The organism is Aquimarina algiphila (assembly GCF_007489275.1).
Lineage (GTDB): Bacteria > Bacteroidota > Bacteroidia > Flavobacteriales > Flavobacteriaceae > Aquimarina > Aquimarina algiphila.
Map to the genome: position 1 here is coordinate 19,387 of NZ_VLNR01000034.1, position 23,541 is coordinate 42,927.

Consider the following 23,541-nt stretch of genomic DNA (forward strand, 5'->3'; position numbering starts at 1 on the left):
AAAAAAACAAAAAAAAACCAGTATCAAACGTTTTCGTAATAGTGTTCTTTAACTTTTCAGCATCGTCATTGGTCGAAAAACTTTCCAAAAAGTTAATGATATTATAACATTTATACTGGCTTTTATTAAAGTCTGGGAGAATGTAAATCAATTTAATGTAAACTAAAAAATCAAGTATGTATAATAAGTTACTAGTATTTCTAGTGTTTGTGTCCTTTGTTGGTTTTCAAACGATTCTAGCACAAGATTCGACGGTATCGGGTACTATTTCCGATGAAAAAGGAGGCACTCCTATACCCGGGGTGAATGTTATAGTTAAAGGCACGTCAGTAGGAGTTTTATCAGATTTTGATGGGAATTATTCTATTAAACTACCAAAATCAGATGCTATTTTGGTGTTTTCTTCTTTAGGGTTCGAAACAAAAGAAATTGCAGTGAATGGGCAAACTACAATTAATGTATCCCTATCTGTAGGAACAGAGCAGTTGGATGAGGTTGTTGTCACAGCATTAGGAATCGAACGGAATAGAAAAACACTTGGATATTCAGTCACTCAATTACAGGGAGAAGCAATTTCAGAAGTTAAAACTCCTAATGCTCTTAATGCATTACAAGGTAAAGTAGCGGGAGTTAATATAACACCTCCTTCTACAGGAGCAGCTGGATCTAGTAGAGTTGTTATTCGAGGAGCATCTAGTTTGTCTGGAGCAAATCAACCCTTGTATGTAGTCGATGGTGTAACCATAGATAATACACAGTTAGGAGCAGCAAGTGAGTGGGGAGGAGCTGATTTTGGAGATGGTATTTCTAGTATTAATCCTGATGACATTGAATCGGTTAGTGTTTTAAAAGGAGGAGCAGCTGGAGCTCTTTATGGATCTAGAGCTTCTGGAGGAGTCATTATTATTACTACTAAGAATGGTCGAAAACAAAAAGGACTTGGTGTAGAATATAGCAGTCAAATAACATTCGAAAAGATTAATCCTAACATAAGAGATTTTCAGGAAACGTATGGTCAAGGTTCTCAAGGAGTAGCTCCTACTACAGCAGATGAAGCTTTAGCTGCAGCTTTTTCATCATGGGGTCCGAGATTAGGAAGTGTTCCAAATTCTGTTCAATTTGATGGTGTATCACGACCATATACGAATGCTGGAGATAACTTAAAAAAGTTTTATGATACAGGATCGACATTTATAAATACCATAGCGCTATCAAATAGTAATGATAAAATTAATTATCGATTTGCAGCTACTAATTTTGATAATAAAGATGTCTTACCAAATTCTGAATTAGATAGAAAGTCTTTTTCTCTTAATTTAGGATCTAATGCTTCAGAAAAACTATCAATTGATTTAAGCGCAAGATATATTGTAGAAAAGGTGACAAACAGACCAAGGGTGTCTGATGCACCAGGAAATTCAAATTTCTCTGTAGGCTTGTTACCAGCCAATGTAAATGTAGAAAGTTTGGCACCAGGTTTTAACGATGCTGGTTTAGAACAACGGATATCCTCAAATCCTTTTGTACAAAACCCATATTGGGCATCAGAACGATTTAGGACATTTGATCGTAGAAATAGAATATTAAGTTCAGCAACCGTAAAATACAAAATATTTGATTGGTTGGATATTACCGCGAGAGCTGGTATTGATCATGCAACAACTCGTACAACACAAATAGAAGGTTTTGGTACTGCATTTACTCCACTGGGGAGTATTGAGGAAAGAGAAAATAATATCACTCAGGTGGATGCAGATTTAATTCTTGGAATTAATAAAAATATAACAGAAGATATTTCAGTAAAAGCCTTTTTTGGAGCGAATAAAAATACACAGAGAAGTGATTTCCTTAGATTAAGAGGAGAACGTTTTGTAATTCCTTTTTTAGAAATTATCGGGAATGTTGAAAATTCTAGCCAGGAAAGAACATTAACAGAAACTGCTCTTTCGGGTGTTTATGGTTCAGTAGAAGTCGGGTATAAGGATTATGCATATCTTACAGTTACAGGACGTAACGATTGGTTTTCTACACTTTCTGCGGTAGGTAAAACGACACCAAATAACGATTTTTATCCATCATTAAGTGGTAGTTTTGTATTCTCTAATGCATTTGAATTGCCTGATTGGGTTACTCTTGGTAGAATTAGAGCTGGATATTCTGAAGTTGCAGGTGGTGCCGAAACACCATATTTATTAAGCCTGTATTATCGTATTTTTGGACAAGGTCATTTAGGACAACCATTGGGGGAAATAGCACCAGCATTGGCACCACTTCCTGGAGGAACAGTGCCTAATTCATTAGTAACTCCTTTTAGTAAAAAAGAAATAGAATTTGGTTTAGATCTTAGTTTTCTAAATAGTAGATTAGGTCTTGATTTTGCTTATTATAATAATAGAACTGAAAAAGATATTCTTCCCGTTGATATATCTAATACTTCTGGTTTTTCTAATGTGCTGTCAAATATTGGAGAGCTTGAAAATAAAGGAATAGAACTTTTACTTAGAGGTAGACCTATACAATCTACTAATTTTAGTTGGGATGTAAGCTATAACCTCGGGTTTAATGAAAGTGAAATAATAGCTACTGATGATCAGGAAAATATTCTAACGGTAGGTAATGTACGAACGTTTAGAGCAAATATTAGCCAGATTGTAGGAGAACCATTTGGAGTGATATATGGTACTGCATATCTTAGAAATGATGCAGGTCAAATTGTTTATGATGCAGATGGGTTACCTGCAGAGAATCCTGATCGCCAGATTTTGGGAGAAGGCGTACCTCCATGGACAATGGGACTCACAAATACCTTTAGTTATAAGAATATTAATTTAAGCTTTTTGATAGATGCTAAGTTTGGAGGACAAGTATATGCAGGAACAAATGCAATTGCACTTTCAAGTGGATTAGATAAACGTACTTTGGAAGGTAGAGAAGGAGGTCTTACTGTTACAGGTGTAGATGAGGCCGGTAATCCATTTACGTTTACTCATGATAATACCACCCTACAAGCGTATTATGGTAGAATTTCAGGAATAGCAGAGGAAGTTGTAGAGGATGCTGATTTTATTAAATTACGTCAGTTAAGTTTAGGATATACCTTTCCTTCAAAATTGTTAGATAAGACATTTCTTACAGGAGCAAACATCTCTTTAGTAGGAAGAAACTTGTTTTTTATCAAGAGAGATTCTGAGAACATAGACCCAGAGGCTGGATTTAATGGAGGTAACGCGCAAGGACTAGAATATTTTGGATTGCCTTCTATCGCTAGTTACGGACTAACCGTTAATTTAAAGTTTTAAAAAAATCTAAAAGATATTTCAATAATGAAAAAAGTTATCACAGTAATTTTAATAGTCTTTTTCGGAGTGAGTTCTTGTGACAGTGGTTTTGAAGAACTTAACGAAAATCCAAATGCAGCAACAGAACTCGAACCCGGACCAAAGTTTACGAATGCTATCTTAAGAACAGCAGGAGATCGCTTTGAGAACTGGAGGGGAAATCTAATTTATTCTTCTATGATGATTCAGCATATGGCTGCAACAGGAGGAGTTTGGGCAGGAGATAAATACTTTTATAATGCACAATGGTCTGGAGCTTGGTTCGAAAGAGGATATAATGATCAAGTAAAGATCATAGAAGATATTGTTTTTCAGTTAGAAACAGATCCAGAGAATGAGTATTCTGAAGAAATGCTTGCTATAGCTAGAATACAACGTGTCTTTATTTATCATAAATTAACTGATTTATATGGAGATGTACCTTATAGTGAAGCCGGTAAAGGTTTTATAGATGGTAATTTTAGACCAGTATATGATCCGCAAAGTGAAATCTATGCTGATATGCTTAACGAATTGGCAGAAGCTACAGCCGTTTTGGGTACGGAAACATCTCAATTTGGAGCAGCAGATATATTATTTGGAGGAGATCAGGAAAAATGGAAGCGTTTTGGAAACTCCCTAATGCTACGTTTAGGATTAAGATTAATAAAGGTTGATCCTACAGCATCCCAACAATGGGTACAAAGAGCTATAGATGGCGGAGTCATGCAATCTAATGATGATATTGCTTTTGTCGAACATACAGATGGTCCAGAAGGAATAAATAGAAATGGAAACGGACAAGTTTTTAGCGCTGATGATGATATGAGATTAAGCGATACATTCATCAATGCATTAACAGGAGATCCAAGACTTCGTATTTATGCAGCATTACCTGATGGGGATGACGATAGAAATACCAGTGGGAGTAACGATCCAGCTATGCAAATGGGACTTCCGAATGGACTTGATGCTACCACTGTTTTAGGGATTCCTGGAGGAGATAATATTAATAATTTTTCAGAACCCAACAGAAACCTTATTACTAAAGAAGATGCGCCTTACTTTTTTCAAACCTATGCAGAAGTAGAGTTTATGCTAGCAGAAGCCGATATACGTTGGGGAATTGCTGGAGGTAATCCTGCAGCTCATTATGAAGCTGGAGTAAGAGCGGCCATGAGACAAATGGATATGTATGATGTAGGAACAGAAAGTGTTACCGATATGGAGATTACAGATTTTCTAACAGCAAATCCTTTTGATGCTGCTAATGGCCTAGAACAAGTAAATACACAATATTGGATTGTTACTTTTTTAAATGACATAGAATCTTTTGCAAATTGGAGAAGAACAGGGTTCCCGGTATTAACTCCGGTTAACTATCCTGGTAATGAAAGTAATGGTCAGATACCAAGAAGACTTCGTTATTTTGAAAGAGAACAAACAACAAACCCGCAAAATTACCAAGCTGCAGTAGCAAGGCAAGGAGCCGACCAATTTACTACCAGAGTATGGTGGGATGTTGAGTAATTTCATATTAGCCAATAAATTTGACTTGATTTTATCAAAAAAAGGGAGGGAAATTAATCCCTTCTTTTTATCTTGAAAATCATGAAATGAACCCTTGAAGTAAAGTTGATATCAATTTTACTTCAAGGGTGAATTCCATCTGACAAATAGAAAACAATTAAAAGAGCAGATGAAAGTAATACATATATATTGGATTAGCTTTTTATTTTTTGTGAGTGTAAATGCTCAGGAGAATACACTTTTTACATTACTCCCTCCAAGTACGACTGGAGTATCTTTTTCTAACAATGTAACCGATCTTAAGGGAAAAAATATCCTATTATATTCTAATTATTATGGAGGAGGAGGAGTAGGTATAGGAGATTTTAATAATGATGGATTACAAGATCTTTTTTTTGGAGGCAACCTTGTGGGAGATCAATTGTACCTTAATAAAGGAAATTTAACCTTTGAAAATATAACGCAAAGTGCTGGGATTTTTGATAATGGAGGATGGTCTTCAGGAGTTGCATTGGCAGATGTAAATGGAGATGGTCATTTGGATATATATGTTTGTCGTGAGCTGTATGACGATGATGATGAATTAAGAAAAAATAAATTATATATCAATAATGGAGACCTTACTTTTTCTGAAGAATCAGCCAAATTTGGGGTTGATAATAGTGAACGCACCCGGCATGCTACTTTTTTTGATTATAACAATGACGGTTATGTAGACCTTTTTCTACTTAATCAACCTCCCAATCCGGGAAGCTACTCTAAGTTTTTTGGTATTGATCTTAAAAAAGATCTCAAATATGCTTCAAAACTCTATAAAAATGTAGGCAATACCCATTATGTAGATGTCAGTGAAGAAGCAGGTGTCTTAAGAACAAGTAATGCAAATAGTGTATCTACGGGAGATTTTAATAATGATGGGTATGTAGATTTGTATATAGCTAATGATTTTTACTTACCAGATTTCTTTTATATTAATAATCAAGATGGGACATTTACGAATGCAGCGAATAAGGCTCTAAACCATATGTCATATTTTAGTATGGGAGTAGACGCTGCTGATATTAATAACGATGGCCTTTTAGATATTATGGTGGCCGATATGGCCGCAGAAGATAACGTGAGATTAAAATCTAATATGAGTGGTATGAACCCAAAAGCATTTTGGAAGGTTGTTCATAATGGGGGACATTACCAATATATGTTTAATACGCTTCAACTTAATAATGGCAATGGAACATATAGCGAAATTGCAGAACTCGCCAATATTTCTTCAACCGATTGGAGTTGGTCTAATTTAATTGCAGACTTTGATAATGATGGACTAAAAGATATTTATGTAACCAATGGATTGCTGAGAGATATACGTAATACTGATGCTAATGAAAAAATGGCCAATTATGTAATGAATGTTGCCAATACATTTGTAAAAGATAACCCCAATGCAGGAGATGTTAGTATTTGGGATATTCTTGATTTGAAGGAAACCGTTGAAATTTTACCTTCGGAAAAACTAAAAAATTATGCCTTTAAAAATAATGGGGATTATACCTTTTCTAAGGTTATGGATGATTGGGGGTTAGATCAAAAAACGTTTTCTAATGGATCTGCTTATGCTGATTTGGATAATGACGGAGATTTAGAAATTGTGGTAAATAACATCAATGAAAAAGCATTTATTTATAAGAATAATGCCCGAGAAAACTTTACCTGTAATTTTTTGAGATTCGAACTATTAGATAAAAAACATAGAAATACTCTAGGCGCCAAAGTTACTATCAATTATGGAAAAGAAAAACAATTTATTGAAACAACAGCGGTCAGAGGGATTTACTCTACTAGTGAACATATCGTACATTTTGGAGTAAATGATATTGAAAATATTGATGAGGTGATAATAGATTGGCCAAATCATCATCAAACCAGGATGACAGATATAAAAACCAATCAGACGATTACTCTTTTTATGGATGAGGCGATTTCAAAAAACACTAAAGAAAAAGAGCGTCAAACTTTTATTTTTGAAGATGTGACAAGGCTTCAGAAATTAAAGCATATGCATAAAGAAAATACTTTTAATGACTATAAAGATCAGATTTTGTTACCCCATAAATTGTCTCAGTTCGGTCCGGCATTAGCAATAGCTGATGTTAATAATGATGGATTGTTAGATGTTTATATTGGGGCTGCAAAAGATCATATTGCTTCATTATATATTCAGAATACTCTAGGATCATTTACAGAAGCAGATCAGAAATCTTTTAAAGAAGATTATAAGTTTGAAGATGTGGATGCTATTTTTTTTGATGTAGATAATGATGGGGATAGTGATTTATACGTAGTGAGTGGAGGTAATGAGTACAAGTCATCATCAGAATATTATAAGGATCGATTATATATAAATAATGGAGAAGGAAATTTTGTAAAAAACATTAAAGTTAACTTGCCAGCAGTTAGTGGATCTTCCGTGGTTCCTTCTGATTTTGATAACGACGGGGATCTTGATGTATTTGTGGGAGGTAGATTAACTCCAAAATCATACCCAGAACCTACTTCAAGTTATATTTTAGAAAATAAGAAAGGAAAATTAGTGAATGTTACCCAACAAATAGCACCAGAATTGATAGAAATTGGAATGGTTACTGATGGTGTTTGGGATGACTTTGATACAGATGGAGATCTGGATTTGATTGTTGTGGGAGAATGGATGCCAATAACAATTTTTGAAAATGAAAAAGGCAAATTTAAAAAGTCAAATATTTCTGGGCTTGACCGTTCTTCTGGATGGTTGTTTAGTATAGGGAAAGGAGATTTTGACAATGATGGGGATACAGATTTTATAGCAGGTAATTTAGGACTAAATTATAAGTATAAAACAACCACAGATAAACCTTTTGATGTATACTATGAAGATTTTGATGATAATGGAAGTAAAGATATAGTTTTAGGGTATTATAATTATGGAAAACACTATCCATTAAGAGGTTTCTCATGTTCTGCACAACAAGTTCCCGGTCTTAAGAAAAAAATAGAAAAATATGACCTTTTTGCTTCTTTAGAGATAAATGATGTCTATGGTAATGACCACCTACAGGAGGCTTTACATTATGAAGCGCATACTTTTGCTAGTTCTTATATAGAAAACCTCGGTGATGGTACTTTTAAAATATCGGTTTTACCAAATAGTACACAGTTTTCTAATATAAATGATATGATTATAAAAGATTTTAATACAGATGGAAATCTGGATGTTTTATTAGCTGGAAATCTATTTGTATCAGAAATAGAAACTATGCGTAATGATGCAGGTACTGGTGTATTGCTCTATGGGAATGGAAAAGGTAGCTTTACAACACAAACAATTTTAGAAAGTGGTTTTTTTACCAATAAAGATGTTAGAAAAATGAAAATGCTAGAGGATAAAAAACAGAAACTAATTCTAGTGGCTAATAATAATGATAAGATACAGGTTTTTAAATACAATAATTAACATAATACATACTTAAAAGATTAAGATAAAAGTTTGAATACTATGGATAACCAAAAAATGAATTACAGAAAACCTTTTATTACCATTACCTTTTTATTTTTTATGTGGGGATTCATTACTGTAATGAATGATGTTTTAATTCCACATTTGAAGGCAGTATTTGAACTTTCTTATTTTCAGGCAGCATTAATTCAGTTTGCCTTTTTTGGAGCTTTTTTTGTGATTTCACTTATATATTTTATTATCTCTGTTAGTCAGGGAGATCCTATTTCCAAAATAGGATATAAGAATGGAATTATAATTGGCCTTATTCTTTGTGGTATCGGATGTTGTCTTTTTTATCCCGCAGCTAATTATCAACGATATGGAATTTTTCTTGGGGCTTTATTTGTCTTGGCTTCAGGGGTGACTATTTTACAGATAACAGCTAATCCATATGCTGCAATACTAGGAAACCCTGATACGGCATCAAGTAGGCTTAATTTGGCTCAGGGATTTAACTCTTTTGGAACAACTTTAGCACCTATTATTGGGGCTATATTATTATATAAAGTGTTTTCTAATGGTGAAATTACAGTAGATTCCTTAAAAATGCCTTACCTTATATATGGAGGACTTTTTCTAATACTAGCTGTTATTATAAAATTCGTTAAACTACCTTCTTTTGTCAATAATGAGAAAATAGAGAAAGGATTAGGAGTATTAAAATTTAGACATGTCGTTTTAGGAATGTTTGCCATCTTTTTTTATGTAGGAGGTGAAGTGTCTGTTGGGAGTTTTTTAATAAACTTTTTTGGTCTCGAATCAATTATGGGGATGGAGGAAGCAGAAGCGGGAGTATTTTTATCATATTACTGGGGAGGTGCCATGATAGGCAGGTTTTTAGGATCTGTTTCTATGGGGAGCATTACCGATAAGACAAAAAAGTATCTGTTAATGGCTGGGTTGTCAATACTTTTCTTTTTTGTCTTGTATTTTATTACTGGAATAAAGGTAGAAGCAGATGAGTTCTCACTACAATTATTACCGTTTTCTAAAATATGGCTGTTTATTGTGTTTTTACTTATTAACTATTTGGCCTTCATGATAGGAGGGGTTAAACCTTCAAAGGTATTGACCTTATTTGCAGGAGTTATAATACTATTACTCTTAATCATGATACTTAGTCATGGAGAAATTGCTTTTTGGAGTGCTATAGCGATTGGAGCATTTAATTCAATCTTATGGTCAAATATATTTACATTGGCAATAAAAGATTTAGGAAAATATACTAGTCAGGCATCGTCATTATTAGTTATGATGATTGTTGGTGGAGCATTAATTCCTTTGTTGCAAGGAGCGGTTGCAGATATTATAGGAATTCAATTATCCTTTTTTATACCTCTGGTATGTTATATATACTTAGTGTTTTACGGAATAGTGGGATATAAAGTCAAGAATACACTGTAGAAATATTTAAAACATATAAATGTTATAATTGAAGACGATGCGATATGAAATTGTATAATGAAAAGTAATTCATACATGTTTGTTAAAAACTATGAATTATTCTTAATTTTTTGGATTCTACCTATAATAGTTTTTTACCCAATATATTACCAATAATGAGTGAGGTAAAAGTAATGCTATGTGAAAAGAATATTTTACTTACCGTGATAAATTAGAGATGATTTAAGAAAATATGAAAAGAATAATAATAGGTTTTTTAATTATGATTGTTATACTATCTTGTAAAGATGAACAAAAAACACCTTTATACTTAAATGAAAATGCAGATATTGAATTAAGAGTATCTGATTTGGTATCTAGGATGACTTTAGAAGAAAAAGTAGGGCAATTAGATATGTACTCTTCAAATGACTTGGTTTATAGCGGTAGGTTATCTATTGAAAAAACAGATAAGGTTTTAAAAAAAACAACAATTGGTTCTGTACATGATTACTATCCAGAATCTGCAGAAGTTTCTAATGAGTTGCAAAAGTATATCATAGAAAATACACGGTTAGGAATTCCTGTTCTTTTTATTGAAGAAGCGCTACATGGTTACCAAGGTAATAAAGGAACCGCATTTCCAATTCCTATAGGAATGGGGGGCATGTGGGATGTAGAACTCATGGAGAAAATAGGTAGAGCGATAGGAGCAGAAGCACGATCAGTGGGTGTTCATATGGTATTGTCACCTGTTTTAGGAATTGGACGCGAACCACGTTGGGGGCGTGTTCAGGAAACCTTTGGAGAAGATTCATATTTGGCAGCACGAAACGGTGTTGCTATAATACAGGGAATGCAAGGAAACGACTTAACTGCAGATAATGCTATTATTGCCGAACCAAAACATTTTGGGATTCATAGTATTCCAGAGGGTGGAAAAAATACCGCTCCTGTTTTTACTGGAGAACGTGATGCTCGTACTAATTTTTTATATGTTTTCGAAAAAGCTTTTACTGAAGCAGGTGCCTTGGGAGCTATGGCAGCCTATCACGAATGGGATGGGGTACCCGCGGCTGCAGATCCTTGGTTATTGAAAGAGGTTTTAAGAGAAGAATGGGGGTTTAAAGGAATGGTACTTTCTGATTTAGGAGCTATAGCCAAACAAAGCAATTCTCATTTTACAGCATCGACTCCAAAAGAAGCTATTACTAAATCGATTAGCGCAGGTCTGGACATGCAATTCTATGATTATAGTCATGAACTATTTCAACAATCTATTATAGAAGCCATAAATGATAAAACATTAAATACCGAAGATTTGAACAGAGCAGTGGGTAGTGTGTTATATGTTAAATTTAAATTAGGCCTTTTCGAGAACCCATACATTGATTCTACTATAAAAGCAAAGAGATATCATTCCCCAGCCCATAAAGCACTGGCATTAGAATCAGCGAATAAATCTATTACCTTGCTTCAAAATAAAAATAATATTTTACCCCTAGGTGATAAAGTAAAAAATATTGCTGTTATAGGTGAGCTTGCCAATAAAGTCTTACTTGGAGGATATTCACCTAAAAATGTAGAAGGAGTTTCTATTATTAATGCTTTTAAAGAAACAAACTACAATATTGATTTTGTCGAAGTTGGGGTTCCAGCAAATAGTATTGAGCAAATTGATGAGCGATATTTTGAAACTGAAAATGGAGACAAAGGACTACTAGCAGAATATTTTAATAATGTTGAACTTTCTGGTGAACCCGAATTTACGCAGGTCGAAACTAATTTGAATAAATATTGGCATAACTTAAGTCCGGTTCCTGGTATTTCTGATAATAATTTTTCTATTCGTTGGAAAGGATATCTATCTCCTGAATATAGCGGAACCTACAAATTTGCATTGATTGCTGATGATGTAGCTAGGTTGTCTATCGATGGTAATGTTGTTCTGGATAATTGGAAAAAAGAACAGACAAATAGTTGGTCACATTATAAAGTGCATTTGGAAAAAGGAAAAAAATATGCCTTTGAATTAGATTTTGCAGAGTATGAAGACTATGCTGGTATGAAGCTTTTTTGGAAGATCATGCCAGATAATCATAGTCAACAATCTGTATCCAATAAAATACTGGAAGCTACACGAAAAGCAGATGTAGTAGTTTTGGTATTAGGAGAGAAAGATGAAGAGTCAGGAGAAGGAAAAGATAAGATTAATCTCGAACTTAATAGTTTTAGTAAAAACTTGGTAAATGAGGTATCTAAATCCGGTAAACCTATAGTGTTAGTGCTTCAGAATGGTAGACCTTTGGCATTAGAAGATGAAAGTTTAAAGGTAGATGCTATTTTGGAAACCTGGTATGCAGGTGAATTCGGAGGAAAAGCTACAGTAGATATTATCACAGGGAAAGTTAATCCCTCGGGAAAATTGCCTATTACTTTCCCTAGGTATACTGGTCAACTACCTCTGTATTATAACCTCAAAAAATCTTCTACAGGAGGATACGTAGATGGCAGTAATCAGCCATTATTTGCTTTTGGTCATGGAATAAACTATAGCAAATTTGAATATTCTGATTTGTATATAGACAAACCTTCTATAACTAATAACGAAAAACAAAACGTAAAAGTGAGAATAAAAAACATCTCAGGTCGAAAAGGAACAGAAGTAGTTCAATTGTATATTTCCGATTTGTATAGTTCTGTGGTTACTCCAAGAATTCAATTAAGAGGATTTAAGCGTGTTGAATTGGAAGCGGGCGAAGAAAAAGAAGTAAGCTTTATCTTACATCCTGATGATTTAGCACTTTGGAATAAAGAAATGAAACGAGTAGTCGAGTCAGGAGAATTTAAGATTATGGTTGGAGCAGCATCAAATGATATTAAACTAGAATCTTCTTTCCAGGTAAAGTAATCCTTAATAAAATGCAGATAAAAAATATAGTATTATCGCAACAACAATGGGGGTTTTCTATATTGGGAATTCAGTCGATTTACTTAAAACAAACTTTAGAGTGGTTGATTAAATTTAAAAATTATAGTAGTAACATATAAGGTTTATCATTTTTTAGATCACGATTATTTATCGTTTACTACAGATTAGAAAGACATAAATAAAAATAAATTTTACAAATATTTAAAACATTAAAATGGTGTTAGGTGTTGATATTGGAGGTAGTCATATTTCTGTTGCAATTATAGATGAGAAAAAACCAAATCAAATACAGCAAATCTATACGATGAAAGTTGGACATAAGGACGACTTAAATCTTATATTAGAGAGTTGGATGTGTACTATAGATTTGGCAATTGATAATTTGGGAGAGGAAAAACTTAAAGGGATTGGTATAGCTATACCAGGTCCTTTTGATTATAAGAATGGTATTTTTCCCAAAAAAGGAGAAAGTAAATTTGATACCTTATGTAATGTAAATCTTAAAAGTTGTATCATAGAAAAATTGAATCTGGATCCTTCTGTTTTTGTTAGATTTTATAATGATGCAGCATGTTTTGGTATAGGAGAAGCTTGGGTAGGAGAATTAATTCCTTATCAAAAGAGTATTGCAATTACTTTGGGAACAGGTTTAGGAGCAACTTTTCTGAATAAAGGTGTTCCTTTAACTAAAGGTAAGGGGGTTCCTCTATATGGAGAGTTATATCATTTACCTTTTGGAGATGGTATTGCAGACACTCATTTTTCTACACAATGGTTTCAAAGGCGTTATAAAGAAATTACCGGTCAGGACATAGCAGGTGTAAAAGAATTGATAGCATGTAAAGAACATCTAAAAATAACAACGCAAATTTTTAAAGAATTTGCTCAGAATTTGGCGTTTTTTTTATCTTCCTGGATACAGGATTTTGATGCAGAAGGCATTGTCATAGGGGGTAATATTAGTAACGCATGGTCCTTTTTTGAAAAAGAATTGTACACTGCATTTAATGTATTGCGGATAGAGATACCAATTCATAAAAGTAAACTTCAAGAAAATGCGGCTTTAATGGGGGGCGCAAGACTAACAGATAATCATTTTTATAATATACTTTAAATCGCATATTAAGATCTAATCTTTAGTATTTTAAGCTTAATTAAAATTTCTCAACCTTTAAAAATATCCAAATAAAAATCAATATCATTAAAGTTGTCTGCTTAAACATATTAATAGATATTGATTAAGTTTATTTTGATTGGTTATAATGAGTTATTCGTCGAATTTCTTTCAAAAGAAAAGCATAGTTCAATTATCTTTATCATTAGTTAAACAGCTAATAACAAAGAATTATGGTTGCAGAAGTTCGATATAGAAATTTAGAAGATATAAGTTATAAAGAGGCAGGGATTTATGAGAATACTAGATTCGAAAAAATTCATAATGTCGTTTATGACAATTCTAATAATGCTTCTTATAAAGTTGCACATGAGATCGCTGCTTTAATACGACAAAAGGAGAAAGACGAGATGTATTGTGTTTTGGGATTAGCTACAGGTTCTTCTCCGATAAAAGTATATGAAGAATTAATCAGACTTCATAAAGAAAAAGGCTTAAGTTTTAAAAACGTAGTTACTTTTAATTTAGATGAGTATTATCCTATGGAAAAGGATAATGTACAAAGTTATTATGATTTCATGCATGAGTATTTATTTAATCATATCGATATTCCTAAGGATCATATAAATATACCTAGTGGGGATACTCATCCTGATAAAATTCTAGAAACATGTATTGCTTATGAAAATAAAATAAAGAAGTATGGAGGTTTAGATTTTCAATTACTTGGTATAGGTAGGACTGGGCATATAGGTTTTAATGAACCTGGGTCGCACTATAATTCAAGAACAAGGCTTATCACTTTAGATCATCTTACAAGAACAGATGCTGCATCTTCATTTTTAGGACTTGAAAATGTCCCTAAAAGAGCGATTACGATGGGAATTGGTACTGTAAAAGAGGCAAAAAGAATTGTTTTATTAGCTTGGGGAGAGAATAAAGCAGAGATCATAAAAAAAACAATAGAAGGAGAAATTACTTCTCAAGTTCCTGCAACATACCTTCAATTACATAAGAATACAACTTTTGTTTTGGATGAAGGAGCAGCTTCTTTACTTACACAATACAAAACTCCATGGCTTGTTGGCCCATGCATGTGGACCGAGGAAACAATAAGTAATGCAATTATATGGTTATGTGAGTTAACTTCAAAATCAATTCTTAGACTCACTGATAAAGATTATAATGATAATGGTATGGAGAGTTTGTTGGCTAAAGAAGGAAATGCATATGATTTAAATATTAAGATGTTTAATAAACTTCAACATACGATTACGGGATGGCCTGGAGGAAAACCAAATGCAGATGATACTTCAAGACCAGAAAGAGCAATCCCCGAAAAGAAACGAGTACTTATATTTAGTCCTCATCCTGATGACGATGTGATTTCTATGGGAGGCACTCTGGATAGATTGGTAGAACAGGGTCATGATGTGCATGTAGCGTATCAAACTTCTGGAAATATTGCAGTTTCTAATCATGAAGCACTAAAATTTGTAGAAGTGGTAACCACAATGGATTGTAATAATAACGTCTTTAATACTATAGTAGAAGCCATTCAAACACAAGAAAATTTTGAATTTAATACGCCAGAATTATTATTCTTAAAAGGAGTTATTCGACAAAAAGAATCTCTGGGAGCTACTCGATATCTTAATATTTCTGATGAGAAAGTACATTTTCTAAATATGCCATTTTATGAAACGGGAGCTATAAAAAAGAAACCATTGGGAGAAGAAGATGTAGAAATTATATCAAATTTAATCAAAGAAATAAAGCCTCATCAAATATATGCAGCTGGTGATTTAGCTGATCCTCATGGAACACATAGGGTTTGTTTGGACGCACTATTTTCTGCAATAGAAAAAATAAAGTTAAATGATTTTATGAAAGAATGTTGGGTGTGGTTATATCGAGGTGCATGGCAGGAATGGGGATTACACGAAATTGATATGGCTGTACCCATGAGTCCAGATCAAGTAATTAAAAAAAGAAAAGCTATTTTTTTTCATCAATCTCAGAAGGATAGAGTAATGTTTCAGGGAGATGATTCAAGAGAGTTTTGGGTTAGAGCAGAAGAAAGAAATCAAGATACAGCAATGAAGTATCATCAATTAGGATTGGCAGATTATGCAGCAATGGAAGCTTTTAAAAGATATCATTTTTAATAACATAAATACAATAAAATATTGTAGAAAAATGATTAGAAAAAAATGTTTATAAAAGAAGCTTGTGTAGAAAGAATTTCCCAGGCACAACTGGCAGAACAGAAAGGTGCAAATAGAATAGAGTTATGTGGAGACTTAAGTGTTGGTGGGATAACCCCTTCATTAGAGATCATAATAGAAGCAAAAGAAAAAATACATATTCCTATTCATGTAATGATAAGGCCCAGAGGAGGAGATTTTGTCTATTCTGACGATGAATTTGAAGAAATGAAAAACCAAATCCTGGATTGTCATAAGAGTAAAGTAGATGGCGTTGTATTCGGAATTTTAAAAAGAGACAATACTCTTGATATTGACAGAATTACTGTATTAGCTCAAATAGCTATGCCAATGGCAATAGTATTTCATAAAGCGATTGATGAAACACCAAATATCATCAAAGCATTGCATGACCTCATAAAAATAGAAGGTATTACTGGTATATTGACTTCAGGAGGTAAAACCAAAGCAAAGGAAGGGAAAGTTATTTTAAAAAAGATGGTAGCTTTAGCAAAAAACAAAGTAGAGATCATTTCTGCAGGATCCATTACAAATGACAATATTCAAAAACTACATCAATTTATTAAAGGGCCATCGTATCACGGAAAACGAATAGTTGGAAATTTAAATGAGGTTAATGATTAAAGAAAACCATAGCTGGAGAAGAAGATTGATATATAATGTCCGAAGAGCTTTCAATAATAATGTTTATTAAACTTCTATATATTTCTTTCTTTTTACTGATAAAGAGTGATTATATTTAACATTAAATATGAATTCTTTAAGATGTAAATTGAACTTTATGATGAGATTCACGCTTTTATTAAGCATTATTCTTTTACTATGTATTTCCTGTGATCAAAAAAGACAGACAGAAGAGTCAATCAAAACCAAGGAATCAAAAGAAATAAAGGTAGAAACACCTAAAGATGGCCCTCCTGGGATGGTTTGGATTACTGGTGATCAATTTACTATGGGGGCATTAGAAAATGATTCATATGCTCGTACAGATGAAAAACCTGCACATGAGGTAAAAGTTTCCGGTTTTTGGATGGATATTAATGAAGTAACGAATTCAGAATTCAGAAAATTTATTGAGGCTACAGGTTATGTTACTACTGCCGAGAAAAAACCAGATTGGGAAGAACTAAAAAAACAAGTTCCTCCGGGGACTCCTAAACCGCATGATTCTATGTTGGTCGCTGCATCTATGGTATTTACACCTGTAGATACAGATAATTTGTTTGATTGGTCACAATGGTGGTCTTGGGTAAAAGGAGCCAATTGGCAGCACCCTCAAGGACCAGAAAGTTCGATTGAAGGAAAAGAAGATCATCCTGTAGTTCAGGTTTCCTGGGATGATGCTCAGGCATATTTGAATTGGGTAGGAAAACGATTTCCTACAGATGCAGAATGGGAATTTGCCGCTAGAGGTGGATTACAAAATAAACTTTATCCATGGGGTAATGATACTAATATTAGTGCTTTCGGAAATACTTGGCAGGGAACATTCCCGCTATATAATAGTTTAAAAGATGGATACTTTACAACTGCTCCAGTGAGGACCTATCAACCCAATGGATATGGATTATATGATATGGCTGGTAATGTATGGGAGTGGACTTCAGACTGGTATAATGTAACATATTATAAAGAGAGCGCTGATCAAGGTGTTATCGAAGATCCAAAAGGAGCAGATAAACCTTTTGACCCAAGACAACCTTATACACCCCAGAGAATACAAAGAGGAGGATCTTTTTTGTGTAATAATAGCTATTGTAGTAGTTACAGAGCGAGTGCCAGAATGCACTCTAGCCAAGATACAAGTCAAGACCATGTAGGTTTTAGAGGTGTAATGACTCAAGAACAATGGGAAGTCCTAAAAAATAAACAATAATCAGACAAGTAGTTTGAAATGTATACCATTCTACAAATAAAAAAAATGAATTATGTCCGAAAAATACAAGAAAAGGGGATAATTTTATGAATACATACTTATTATTACGTATTAACTTTGTAAAGTAAAAATGACTAAATAATAAAGATTAAGCCCTATTTCAATAAAAAATAAGGTTGACCTTCATTATAAAAGTGTTTTAATTTTAATGATTTTATTATTTGTTTATTTAGTTTGAAATATATACTAAGGTGTAAAAAATACAATAATAACTAGTACAATATTCACCTTTATCAAATTTCAAATTAATCTAATCGTAACCTATTAAAAAAAAGATTATGAAATTTTTAAAAGGAACTAAGGTATATAGTATTTTAACAGGCAGCTGTCCCGTTTGTCAAAGCGAAAGTATGTATGTAGAACCAAATCCATATAAATTAACAAATGTATTAGCAATGAAAGAACGTTGTGGTCATTGTAGTACAAAATATAAAATAGAGCCCTCTTTCTTTTATGGGGCAATGTATGTAAGCTACCCGGTTGGGATAGCTTTTGCAGTCACTGCATTTGTGTTATCATATCTTGTTTTTAATTTGGATTTAATTATTACATATTGCGTAATCGTAGTGGTTATGGTAGTTTCATTACCCATAATATTAAGAACTTCAAGAAATATATGGATTAACTTTTTTATGAGTTATAAAAAATCTAAAGCAAATTTAAAATTATAGGATTAAATATTTGAACAATTTAAATATTTGAGAAAATAAGCTACGTCGTTATGTTTAAACAACTAATTTATAATTTGTTGACCCTAATGATATTATAGTTTATTTATACTATAAAATAACAAGTTATTTCCTTTACAATTCTATTGCACAAATAAATCTTTATCTTTGTTAGATGAAAATACTAACAATCATATTCTCGATGTATTTCTTGGGGATTACATTTGTTCCTTGTCAGGATGGTGTGATTGATAGTGATTCGGATACTACAGAGTTTATTTCAGATTCAAATCAGCATGATCATCATCAACATATGGAATTATGTTCTCCTTTTTGTTCCTGTCAGTGCTGTCATACCAAAATAGATACATATCATTTACATGATTATAGAATAACATCAATAATAATATCATCAGATATATTTACTTATCATAATGATGTGAAGCAAAATGTTGTAATCCCTTTATTGCACCCTCCCCAGGTTTAATTTAGTTTTTTAATAGGATACATACGTCCTTTTTGGTCTTTAATCAAAGACATTTAACTAAATTAAATATACTTAAATGATTAATAAACTTATTGAGTTTTCAATCAATAACAAATTAGTTATTGCATTGTTTACCATTGCATTAATAGTTGCCGGAATCTATAGTATTAAAGAAGTACCTGTAGATGCTGTGCCTGATATTACCAATAATCAGGTACAGGTAATTACTCAAGCACCCAATTTGAGTACCGAAGACATTGAGCAATTTGTTACATACCCCGTAGAAATCGCTGTTGCTAATTTGCCTGGAGTAATAGAAATTCGCTCTATTTCTAGATTTGGACTTTCTGTAGTGACTATAGTTTTCAGTGATGATTTAGATACATATTTACCAAGGCAATTGGTATCAGAAAAATTAAATGAAATAAAAACTCATATTCCAGAGGGGTTTGGAGAACCATTTATAGGTCCTATATCAACAGGGTTAGGAGAAATTTATCAATATACATTAGAGGTTACACCAGAATACAAAGATAAATATGATACCATGGCATTGCGTACCATACAAGATTGGATTATTCGCAGACAAATGGCAATGGTTCCTGGTGTGATTGAAGTAAATGCCTTTGGAGGTATCATAAAACAATATGAAGTTGCAATAGACCCTAATGAACTTAATGCTATTGGGATTACAATTAACGATGTATATAAAGCATTAGAAAATAATAATCAAAATACAGGAGGAGCTTATATTGAGAAAAACCATCAAGCAAATTTTATTAGAGGAGAAGGGTTAGCACGAAGTTTAGAAGATATTGAAAATATTGTAGTAGTAAACAAAGTTGGTATTCCTATTACTATAAAAGATATTGGAGTAGTACAATTAGGAAGAGCAACACGTTATGGAGCATTGACCAAAAATGGAGAAGGAGAAGCTGTTGGCGGTATGATCTTAATGTTAAAAGGAGCTAGTAGTGATGATGTTATTAAAAATGTTACTGGTAGGATAGATAAAATTCAAAAATCATTACCCGAAGGAGTTACTATTAAGCCTTTTTTAGATAGAAGTAAATTAATTACAAATACTACTTCAACTGTAAGGAATAACTTGTTAGAAGGTGCACTTATTGTCATTTTTATTTTAGTATTCTTTTTAGGAAATTGGAGAGGGGGTTTGATTGTTGCTTCTACCATTCCTCTTTCTTTACTTTTTGCTTTTATATTAATGAATGTTTTTGATGTTTGGGCAAACCTTATGAGCCTTGGCGCAATTGATTTTGGTATTATCGTAGATGGAGCTGTAATCATAGTTGAAAGCACTATTTTTCTTATTTATCAAAGAATTAAGAAGAAAGGAACTATTTCATCTGAAGATCGGGATGATATAACCTATAAGGCTTCTTCTAAAATGATGAATACTGCTTTTTTTGGACAATTTATTATTTTAATTGTTTTCCTACCGATTTTGGCGTTAGAAGGAGTTGAAGGAAAAATGTTTATTCCAATGGCTTTAACTTTTGGTTTTGCTATGATTGGAGCCATGATACTTTGTTTAACGTATGTTCCCATGGTTACCTCATTATTTCTAAAAACTCCAGATGTTGAAAAGAAATACTGGGGAGACAAGATTGTTCTTTGGTTAGAGCGTAACTATGAAAAGGGATTGCTAAAAGCTTTAGAAAAGGGAAAAGTTATTGTTGTTTTATCAATTCTATTACTTGGTTTGGCAGTATTTACGTTTACCAAAATGGGAGGAGAATTTATTCCTCAATTAGATGAAGGAGATATAGCATTTCATGCGATCTTAAAGCCCGGGAGTTCGTTGTCAGAAACAATTTCTACCACTACAAAAATTGAAAAAATCGTGAAGGAGAATTTCTCTGAAGCGAAAGATATTATTAGTAGAATAGGAGTTGCCGATGTACCCACAGATCCTATGCCAATGGATATTGCAGATGTATTTGTTATTCTGAAGCCAATTTCAGAATGGACAAATGCTACCAGCAAAGAAGAACTCATAAATAAGATGAAGGCAAAAATCGAACAGGTTCCTGGAGTTAATTATGAATTCACTCAACCAATTGAAATGCGTTTTAATGAACTCATTACTGGTGTTCGTGAAGATATTGCTATAAAATTATATGGGGATGATCTTATTGTCCTAGCACAAAAGGCAGAAGAAATAGGAAAAATAGTAGCTTCTGTAGATGGTGTTGCAGATATGAAAGTAGAGGCGATATCGGGACAACCACAAATTACTATTCGGTATAACAGAAAGAAGATTGCTCAATACGGTTTGCAAATAAAAGAGCTCAATAAACTAATAGAAACTGCTTTTGCAGGAGGTGTAGCTGGAACTATTTTTGAGCAAGAAAAACGTTTTGACTTGGTGGTACGCCTTAAAGAAGAATTACGTCGAGACTTAAGTAATGTAAAAAATCTGTTTGTTCCCCTATCCAATGGGACACAGATTCCGTTAAAAGAAGTAGCCAGTATAAGTTACAAACCGGGGCCAATGCAAATAAGCCGAGATAATACGAATAGAAGGACTTATGTTGGTATTAATGTAAGGGGTCGTGACATTAAATCTCTAGTTGAAGAAATTCAACAAAAAATTGAAGCTCAGGTTAAATTTCCAGCGGGATATTATGTTCGTTATGGTGGAGCATTTGAAAACTTCGAACGAGCAACATCCAAACTTAAAACTGTAGTTCCAATAGCTTTAGGTTTGATTTTTCTTTTCATTTTTATGGCTTTAAAATCGTTTAAACAAACGATAATGATTTATGTAGCTATTCCGTTAGCGACTATAGGAGGAGTCTTTTCTTTAATGCTTCGTGATATGCCTTTTAGTATTTCTGCAGGAGTTGGGTTTATTGTGTTATTTGGAGTAGCAGTTCTTAATGGATTGGTACTTATAAGTGGATTTAATGAACTAAAGGATGAAGGCATCACCGATATTAATGAACGAATTAGAATAGGTGCAAAAAGACGCATTCGGCCTATATTATTAACAGCACTTACAGATATGTTAGGGTTTTTGCCAATGGCACTATCCACTTCCTCTGGGGCAGAGGTACAACAACCACTTGCTACAGTAGTAATAGGAGGTCTGCTAACCTCTACATTATTAACATTGTTTATTATCCCCATTTTGTATAAATGGATAGAAAATAGAGAAGAAGATAAAATGAAATCTATAAAACCAAATAGGATTATTGCAACGGTTGTTATACTATTCTTTTTTAGTACAATACATGCACAGCAGTCAAAAATTTCTATGGATGAAGCAATTACCATGGCAATAGAAAACTACCCTACATTAAAAGCTGCACAACTTTCTGTTGAAAAAGAAAAAGCTTTGAAAACTACCGCTTGGGATTTTGGAAATACACAAATTTTTACTTCGGGTGAAGAAATACGAAATAATAGTAATGATGGTGTATATACTACCTTTGGTATTGGACAAAATAATATTGATATTTTTGGAATTGTCTCAAAAACCAGATTAACAAAAGAGAATATCAAACTGGCAGAAGCTAATGTAGAATTAAGTATGCTAGACTTAAAACAAAAAGTTCAAATTGCTTGGGCAAAAAGTTATACAGCAAAACGTTTATATGAGTCCTATGCCAAAATAGATACCGTATTTTCTGGGTTAAATAAAGCAATTGACCTACGGTTTGAAACAGAGGCAATTTCTAAACTAGAATACAATGCTACTGTAAATCAAAGAAAGTTAATACAAATTCAAAAAGAGCAAGCTTATGCATCTTATCAAATGGCGTTGCATGAGCTCAATCAATGGGTTTTGGGCGATAAATTATTCGATGTCGCAGATATACCATTGAGTACCTTTGATAATGATATTCTTATTGTAGAAGAGAATTTAGAAAACCACCCTCTTTTCAAATATTGGCAGACACAGTCTAATATTGTAAAAGCGAGGCAAAAAGTAGCAGAGTCACAATTTTTACCGAAACTGTTTGCACGGTACGGATTTCAGAAAATAGATGAACAATCAGGTTTTAAGAGCTATCAGTTAGGAGTACAATTTCCATTGATTTTTAATAAAATAAGAGGAAAGGCAAAGGCAGCCAAAATAAATACATCTATTATCGAAGAGCAAAAGAAAGCAAATGAAGAACAACTTAAAAGTAAATATTCGATACTACTAACAAACTTTGAACAATTGCAAAAACAATGGAACTATTATAAAAACAAAGCATTACCACTTGCAATAGAACAACGTAATGGAGCCATTTTATCCTATAAAGAAGGAGCAATGGATTATATCACTTTCATTCAAAGTATAAAAGATGCCGTTCAATTAGAAATAAATACCTGGCAAGTACTTCAATACTATTTAGAAAATAAAATACAATTAGAATATTTCTTAAACCTAAAGTCTTAA

The 23,541-nt window shown here is 33.0% G+C and carries 12 protein-coding genes; all 12 read left to right on the plus strand.

Features of this window, described 5'->3' with window-relative positions; translation table 11 throughout:
• Window positions 1-176 precede the first annotated feature (176 nt).
• The 12 genes from FOF46_RS16110 to FOF46_RS16165 all read left to right on the plus strand — a co-directional run bounded on the left by FOF46_RS16110 (window position 177) and on the right by FOF46_RS16165 (window position 23,541).
• The gene (locus tag FOF46_RS16110; RefSeq protein WP_143917168.1) at window positions 177-3,299 is read left to right on the plus strand and encodes a SusC/RagA family TonB-linked outer membrane protein; all 3,123 of its coding nucleotides are present in this window, start codon (window positions 177-179) and stop codon (window positions 3,297-3,299) included.
• A gap of 24 nt (window positions 3,300-3,323) precedes the next feature.
• The gene (locus tag FOF46_RS16115) at window positions 3,324-4,847 is read left to right on the plus strand and encodes a SusD/RagB family nutrient-binding outer membrane lipoprotein (protein ID WP_143917169.1); all 1,524 of its coding nucleotides are present in this window, start codon (window positions 3,324-3,326) and stop codon (window positions 4,845-4,847) included.
• Between the two features lie 169 nt (window positions 4,848-5,016).
• Entirely contained in the window at window positions 5,017-8,334 is a 3,318-nt protein-coding gene (locus FOF46_RS16120) for a VCBS repeat-containing protein (RefSeq protein ID WP_143917170.1), read from the plus strand.
• Between the two features lie 42 nt (window positions 8,335-8,376).
• Window positions 8,377-9,783, plus strand: a complete 1,407-nt coding sequence (locus FOF46_RS16125; protein ID WP_143917171.1) for a sugar MFS transporter — start codon at window positions 8,377-8,379, stop codon at window positions 9,781-9,783.
• 232 nt (window positions 9,784-10,015) lie between these two features.
• Window positions 10,016-12,673, plus strand: coding sequence for a glycoside hydrolase family 3 N-terminal domain-containing protein (locus tag FOF46_RS16130; RefSeq protein ID WP_143917172.1), 2,658 nt, complete (start codon window positions 10,016-10,018; stop codon window positions 12,671-12,673).
• Between the two features lie 235 nt (window positions 12,674-12,908).
• A complete protein-coding gene (locus FOF46_RS16135; RefSeq protein ID WP_109436734.1) occupies window positions 12,909-13,808 on the plus strand; it encodes an ROK family protein in 900 nt (299 codons plus the stop codon).
• Window positions 13,809-14,041: 233 nt separating this feature from the next.
• On the plus strand, window positions 14,042-15,976 hold the full coding sequence (gene nagB / locus FOF46_RS16140) for a glucosamine-6-phosphate deaminase (RefSeq protein WP_109436733.1): 1,935 nt from the start codon (window positions 14,042-14,044) through the stop codon (window positions 15,974-15,976).
• 45 nt (window positions 15,977-16,021) lie between these two features.
• Window positions 16,022-16,660 (plus strand): copper homeostasis protein CutC, encoded by a 639-nt coding sequence (locus FOF46_RS16145; RefSeq protein ID WP_143917173.1) that lies wholly within the window; start codon window positions 16,022-16,024, stop codon window positions 16,658-16,660.
• Between the two features lie 157 nt (window positions 16,661-16,817).
• A complete protein-coding gene (locus FOF46_RS16150; protein WP_244299631.1) occupies window positions 16,818-17,912 on the plus strand; it encodes a formylglycine-generating enzyme family protein in 1,095 nt (364 codons plus the stop codon).
• A 338-nt stretch (window positions 17,913-18,250) separates the two neighbouring features.
• On the plus strand, window positions 18,251-18,643 hold the full coding sequence (locus tag FOF46_RS16155; RefSeq protein ID WP_109436731.1) for a DUF983 domain-containing protein: 393 nt from the start codon (window positions 18,251-18,253) through the stop codon (window positions 18,641-18,643).
• 172 nt (window positions 18,644-18,815) lie between these two features.
• A complete protein-coding gene (locus FOF46_RS16160) occupies window positions 18,816-19,127 on the plus strand; it encodes a DUF6660 family protein (protein ID WP_143917174.1) in 312 nt (103 codons plus the stop codon).
• Window positions 19,128-19,203: 76 nt separating this feature from the next.
• Window positions 19,204-23,541 (plus strand): CusA/CzcA family heavy metal efflux RND transporter, encoded by a 4,338-nt coding sequence (locus FOF46_RS16165; RefSeq protein ID WP_143917175.1) that lies wholly within the window; start codon window positions 19,204-19,206, stop codon window positions 23,539-23,541.